The 5749-nt window shown below is 67.9% G+C and carries 6 protein-coding genes; 2 read left to right on the top strand and 4 right to left on the bottom strand.

All coding sequences use genetic code 11. From position 1 onward, the window contains the following. Nucleotides 1-2334, top strand: a 2334-nt coding sequence (gene dnaE / locus RDU12_RS11745; RefSeq protein ID WP_308684737.1) for a DNA polymerase III subunit alpha, incomplete at its 5' end; no start/stop codon positions are given. After that, on the top strand, nucleotides 2334-2690 hold the full coding sequence (locus RDU12_RS11740) for a GFA family protein (RefSeq protein WP_300292778.1): 357 nt from the start codon (nucleotides 2334-2336) through the stop codon (nucleotides 2688-2690). The genes dnaE and RDU12_RS11740, both read left to right, overlap by 1 nt. On the opposite strand, the gene RDU12_RS11735 is transcribed toward RDU12_RS11740, so the two are convergent. From RDU12_RS11735 to RDU12_RS11720, 4 genes are all read right to left on the bottom strand, one after another. Next, the gene (locus RDU12_RS11735) at nucleotides 2687-3484 is read right to left on the bottom strand and encodes an RNA methyltransferase (protein WP_300292780.1); all 798 of its coding nucleotides are present in this window, start codon (nucleotides 3482-3484) and stop codon (nucleotides 2687-2689) included. The genes RDU12_RS11740 and RDU12_RS11735 overlap by 4 nt on opposite strands. Beyond that, entirely contained in the window at nucleotides 3481-4371 is an 891-nt protein-coding gene (locus tag RDU12_RS11730) for a class I SAM-dependent methyltransferase (RefSeq protein WP_300292782.1), read from the bottom strand. The genes RDU12_RS11735 and RDU12_RS11730 overlap by 4 nt, the downstream gene beginning before the upstream one ends. Then, nucleotides 4343-4840, bottom strand: coding sequence for a hypothetical protein (locus RDU12_RS11725; protein ID WP_308684734.1), 498 nt, complete (start codon nucleotides 4838-4840; stop codon nucleotides 4343-4345). Before RDU12_RS11725 ends, RDU12_RS11730 begins: the two co-directional genes overlap by 29 nt. An 8-nt stretch (nucleotides 4841-4848) precedes the next feature. Beyond that, on the bottom strand, nucleotides 4849-5749 hold a 901-nt coding region (locus tag RDU12_RS11720; RefSeq protein ID WP_308684732.1), incomplete at its 5' end, for a recombinase family protein.

Below are 5749 nucleotides of genomic sequence, written 5' to 3'. Positions count from 1 at the left end.
ATCACCGATCTGGATCCGCTGCGCTTCGGCCTGCTGTTCGAGCGCTTCCTCAATCCCGAGCGGGTCTCCATGCCCGACTTCGACATCGACTTCTGCCAGGAGCGGCGCGAGGAGGTGATCGACTACGTCCAGGACCGCTACGGCAAGGACCGGGTGGCCCAGATCATCACCTTCGGCACCCTGCAGGCGCGGGCCGTGCTGCGCGACGTCGGCCGGGTGCTGCAGATGCCGCTCGGCCAGGTCGACCGCCTCGCCAAGATGGTGCCGGCCAACCCCGCCAACCCCGTCACCCTGGCCCAGGCCATCCAGCTGGAGCCGCGGCTGAAGGAGGCGCGCGACTCCGACGCCAACGTCGCCGCCCTGCTGGAGACGGCGCTGGAGCTGGAGGGGCTGTACCGCAACGCCTCGACCCACGCCGCCGGCATCGTCATCGGCGACCGCCCGCTGATCGAGCTGGCGCCGCTGTACCAGGACCCGCGCTCGACCATCCCGGCCAGCCAGTTCAACATGAAATGGGTCGAGGCCGCCGGCCTGGTGAAGTTCGACTTCCTGGGCCTCAAGACCCTGACCGTGCTTGACCGCGCCCGCCAGTATCTGGAGCGCCGCGGCGCCGCCCCCGACTGGAACGGCCTGCCGCTCGACGATCCGCGCACCTATGAACTGATGGCCTCGGGCCAGACCGTCGGCGTGTTCCAGCTGGAATCGCAGGGCATGCGCGACACCCTGCGCAAGATGCGCTGCGGCTCGATCGAGGAGATCACCGCCCTGATCTCCCTCTACCGGCCCGGCCCGATGGAGATGATCGACACCTACATCGATCGCAAATTCGGCCGTCAGGAAGTCGACTACCTCCACCCCTCGCTCAAGGATGTCCTGACCGAAACCTACGGCGTCATCATCTACCAGGAGCAGGTGATGAAGATCGCCCAGGTCCTGGCCGGATACAGCCTCGGCGAGGCCGACCTTCTGCGCCGCGCCATGGGCAAGAAGAAGCAGGAGGAGATGGACTTCCAGCGGGCGCGCTTCATCAAGGGCGCCTCGGAAAAGGGCGTTCCGGAAGAACAGTCCGGCGGCATCTTCGACCTGGTCGCCAAATTCGCCGGCTACGGCTTCAACAAGTCGCACGCCGCCGCCTACGCCCTGATCTCCTTCCAGACCGGCTGGCTGAAGGCGACCCACCCGGTCGAATTCATGGCTGCGTCCATGAGTCTCGATCTCAGCAACACCGACAAACTGGCGGTTTTCTATCAGGATTGTCGTCGTTTCGAGGTGCCGGTGAAGTCCCCGGACGTCAACCGCTCCTCGGCCGATTTCGACGTCGCCTGGGAGGAGGGCGCCGACGGCGCCAAGACGGGCTCGGTCCTCTACGCCCTGGGCGCCATCCGCAACGTCGGCCTTGAGGCCATGACACACCTGGTCGAGGTGCGCGAGACCGGCGGCCGCTTCACCGACATCTTCGACTTCCTCGAACGGGTCGATCCCAAGGACGTCAACAAGCGCGCGCTCGAGAACCTCGCCCGCGCCGGCGCCTTCGACAGCTTCCACAGCAACCGCCGCCAGCTGGTCGAACAGGCCGACACCCTGATGGCCTATTGCCAGAGCGTGGCCGCCGAGCGCGCCTCGTCCCAGGTCTCCCTGTTCGGCGGCGACCAGGCCGGGGCGGCGCGGCCGCGCCTGCGTCCGGTCGAGCCGTGGGTCGGCCCCGAGAAGCTGGATCAGGAGCTGGCCGCGGTCGGCTTCTACCTGTCCGGCCACCCGCTGGAGGACATGGCGCCGGCCCTGAAGCGCAAGCGCGTCACCTTCGTCGCCGAGGCCACCGCCCTGGCCGAGACCGGCCACGAGGCCTTCCTGATGGCCGGCGTCGTCCGCCGCCGTCAGGAGCGGGCCAGCGCCAGGACCGGCGAGAAATTCGCCTTCGTCACCTTCTCCGACCCGACCGGCGAATTCGAATGCCTGTTCCCGCCCGAACAGCTGCGCAAATGCCGCGAGGTGTTGGAGGTCGGCGCTTCGATCATGGTCCGCGTCCGCGCCAAGTCCTCGGACGGCGAGGTGCGCTTCTTCGGCGACGACGCAAGCAAGCTGGACGCCCTGATCGACGACGGCCAGATGGGCCTGCGCATCCACGTCTCGTCGAAATCCGCCGACCCGGAGGCGCTTCGCACGCGGCTCGACAAGGCCAGGGCCGACGGCAAGGGCGGGGAGGTCTCCCTCGTCGCCTCCCTCGACGGCCGCCGCGAGGTCGAGCTGAAACTCCCCGGCCGCTACCGCCTCGACGGCGCCCTGCGCGGCGCCCTCAAATCGGCGCCGGGGGTGGTGCTGCTGGAGGATGCGTGATGACCGACGTTCAAACCCACACCGGCTCCTGCCACTGCGGCGCGGTGGCCTATGAAGTCGACATGAGCCTCGACGGCCTGATCGAGTGCAACTGCTCGCACTGCTACCGCAAGGGCTTCGTGCTCGGCTTCGTCCAGCCCGACGCCTTCCGCCTCACGGCCGACGGGTCGCAGACCGAATACCTGTTCAATAACCACAAGATACGGCACCGCTTCTGCGAGACCTGCGGCGTCCAGACCTTCGCCCGCGGCGTGGCTCCCGACGGGTCGGAAATGGTCGCCGTCAACGTCCGCACCCTGACCGACATCGAGCCGTGGAGCTGGACCGCCCAACGCGTCGACGGGAGGAGCTTCTAGGCCTGATCCGTGACCGCATAGACCATGATCCCCGTGGCGATGGCCAGATTCAGGCTGTCGGCCCGGCCCCGCATCGGGATCTTGACGTTGACGTCGCAGGCCTCGGCCAGCGCGTCCGTCAGCCCCGCCTGCTCATTGCCCATTAGGATCAGGGCCGGATGCTGGATGTCCGCCTCGCGATACCCCAGCGTCGCGTCCAGTCGGGTCCCCACCACGCTGCCCGGCCAGCCCTGCCGCCAGGCCAGGAATTCCGCCGCCGAGGCCCTGGCGATGGCCACCGCGAACACCGAGCCCATGGTCGCCCGCACGGCCTCGACCGAATAGGGGTCGACGCAGTCCCCGATCAGCACCACCCCGCCGCAGCCCGCCGCGTCGGTCGTCCGGATGATGGTCCCCAGATTGCCCGGGTCCCTGACCTGCTCCAGCGCCACCCAGCACGGCGCCGTCTCCGGCCGGATCGCCGACAGCGGCGTGTAGACCTGCTCGAACACCCCCAGCACCGTCTGCGGATTGTCCCGCCGGCTGATCTTCTCGAGGATGGCGTGGGTCACCACGACCACCTCGCCCCCGGCCGCCCGTGTCGCTTCCCGCGCCCGCTCGAGGATCGGATGCGGCCGCGCCTCCTCGCCGACCAGCAGCAGTTTCGGCGCCCGGTCCTGGTCCAGCGCCTCGCCGATGAACTTCAAGCCCTCCGCCAGAAACCGCCCGGTCGCCTCGCGCTCCTTGCGCATATGCAGCGCCCGCACGGCCTTGACCGTGTCATTGGTCAGCGAGGTGATCAGCCGGTCGCTCACGCCGACCACCGCGCGAAGAAGCTCAGCCCGATCGCCCGCCCGTCCGGTCCGTCCTCGGCCAGCGCCAGTTCGCCCCAGTCGATGACGCCGCCCCGATCGTGCGTCGCCTCGGCCATCAGATGCGCCAGCGACAGCCCCGAAATCCGCGCTGCATACGCATTCAGCAGCAGGAAGGACGCATCGTCCGACAGCAGGGCGGCGCAGTCCTTCAGCAGCCCCGGCAGGTCCTCGAACAGCCGCCACACCTCGCCGGTCGGCCCCCGTCCATACTTGGGCGGATCGAGGATGATCCCGTCGTATTTCGACCCCCGCCGCACCTCCCGCGCCGCATATTTCCGCGCGTCCTCGACGATCCAGCGGATCGGCCGGTCGCTCATCCCCGACAGCTCCGCATTCTCCCGCGCCCATGCCACCGACTTCTTGGAGGCGTCGACATGGGTGACCTCGGCCCCCGCCGCCGCGCAGGCCAGGCTCGCCACGCCGGTATAGCCGAACAGGTTCAGGATCTTCGGCTGTTTCAGCCGCCGGATACGCCCATCCAGCCAGTCCCAGTTCGCCGCCTGCTCCGGAAAGAAGGCCAGGTGCCGGAACGGCGTGAACCGGCTGGTGAAACGCACATCCCGCCAGGCCAGGGGGAAGGTGTCGATCGGGTTCCCGGCGAAGCGCCAGCGCCCGCTCTCGTCCTCGTCGGTCGGGTCGAACACTGCGTCGGCGGCGTCGAAGGCGGCCGGATCGCGCGGCGACCAGAAGCACTGCGGCTCGGGCCGCACGACGGTATGGGGCCCATAGCGCTCAAGCTTGCGGCCGTCGCCGCTGTCCAGCAGGGCGTAGTCGGCCCAGGCGCGGGTGACGAGGGTCTCAGGCGACGGGTTGAGGCGCGGCGGCATGGCCCGCTGATAGGCGGTCCGACGCCCTCTCGTCCAGCACGGCGTGGGCCGGCGCCGTCGCCGTCTGGGCGACGGGCGTATCTCGCCGGTGCCGCGTCTTGTCCCAGGCGAACGGCTCGCGCACCAGCCGCCACCCGGCGTGCACGGCGGCCAGGCTCTGCAGCGCCCAGTAGGCCGGCGCGGCGATCATGTCCGCGGGTCCATAGGGCACGCCGGCCCGCCGCGCGCCGATGACGCAGGACAGCCAGGCCGAAGCCGCGCCCAGAACGAGCACGCTCAGCGCCAGCGCCGGGGTTTCGGGAGAGAGCCCGGCCATCGCGGCCACCAGCACGGTCGCCGCGACCCAGGCCATGGTCGGGCCGTTCACGGCCGCCGAGACGACCGCCGCCCCGACCGTCATCATCAGGGCGAAGGCGCCCCGTGCGCCGAGCCGCCACGGTCGGCGCGTGTGCACGCCCCACGTCTGCATATAGCCCTTCAGCCATCGCGTGAGTTGCGTGCACTATCCAACGGCTTTTCAGCCATAGGGAGGCTGATGAGTTGGATTTCGATTTCCTCTTTACCGACAACGATCTTGTCAGTGATGGCTTCGACCAAGGTACGCTTCTCACTGGTCGCTAGCTCTTCCCAGTGACCATACAGGTCTCTGGCTTCGCTAAACGCCTCCAGCTCTGAAGCGAGGGTTATGCGGAGCACATCGCACTGAGCGGTGAGGGTAGGGATTTCCTCCTCGAGCTGGGTCCGCCGGTCGGCCAACGGGCGGAAGCGGCGGCCGTACTCTTCCGCGGTGAACTGACCGGATTGGTAGAGTTGGTAGAGGCGATCATCCTCAGCCTGGAGGCGCGCGAGCTCCGTGCTCGCAAATGCTACCAGTCGTTCCTTTTCTCGAAGCTGTTCGTGCCCGGCTTCCAGGTGCTGTCGGAGCTGATCTTCGGACAAGAGCAGACCGTGAAGCTGCTCGCGATAGACGGCTTCGATATCCGCCGCAGGGATGCGATTGCCGCAAGTCCGGCAGAGGTACTTTGGATACCTCGCCCATACGTACATGCGTGCGCCGCAGGTGCAGTGGAGGAAGCCGGTAAAGAGGTGCTGCGTTACCTTCGATGGCCGCTTCCGGCCGACGCGCTGGTTGGCGACGATCTTTACGCACTGGTCCCAGAGCTCTTCCGATACGATCGGCTCCACTGGCGTCTGAACCCAGTCGCTCTCAGGCTTGATCGATCGGGTCTTCGTCGACGCGTCCCACTGGGAGTAGTTGCCGCAATAGATGCCTTTGGCGGTGGCATCGTGGAGGAGGCGGTTGATCGTTGTGTTGGAGAAGAGTTTGCCGGTCCCGGTTCGATAGCCGCGCTGGTTTAGGATGGTGGCGACCGTCTTC

It is taken from the genome of Brevundimonas sp., assembly GCF_031082345.1.
In the GTDB taxonomy this organism is placed as follows: domain Bacteria; phylum Pseudomonadota; class Alphaproteobacteria; order Caulobacterales; family Caulobacteraceae; genus Brevundimonas.
This window is presented reverse-complemented; position numbering and strand designations above follow the sequence as displayed.

What these genes read in the sequence shown, in the direction of transcription:
- RDU12_RS11740 (WP_300292778.1), top strand. Translation starts at nt 2,334, where the DNA reads ATGACCGACGTTCAAACCCACACCGGCTCCTGCCACTGCGGCGCGGTG.
- RDU12_RS11730 (WP_300292782.1), bottom strand. Translation starts at nt 4,371, where the DNA reads ATGCCGCCGCGCCTCAACCCGTCGCCTGAGACCCTCGTCACCCGCGCC.
- RDU12_RS11725 (WP_308684734.1), bottom strand. Translation starts at nt 4,840, where the DNA reads ATGCAGACGTGGGGCGTGCACACGCGCCGACCGTGGCGGCTCGGCGCA.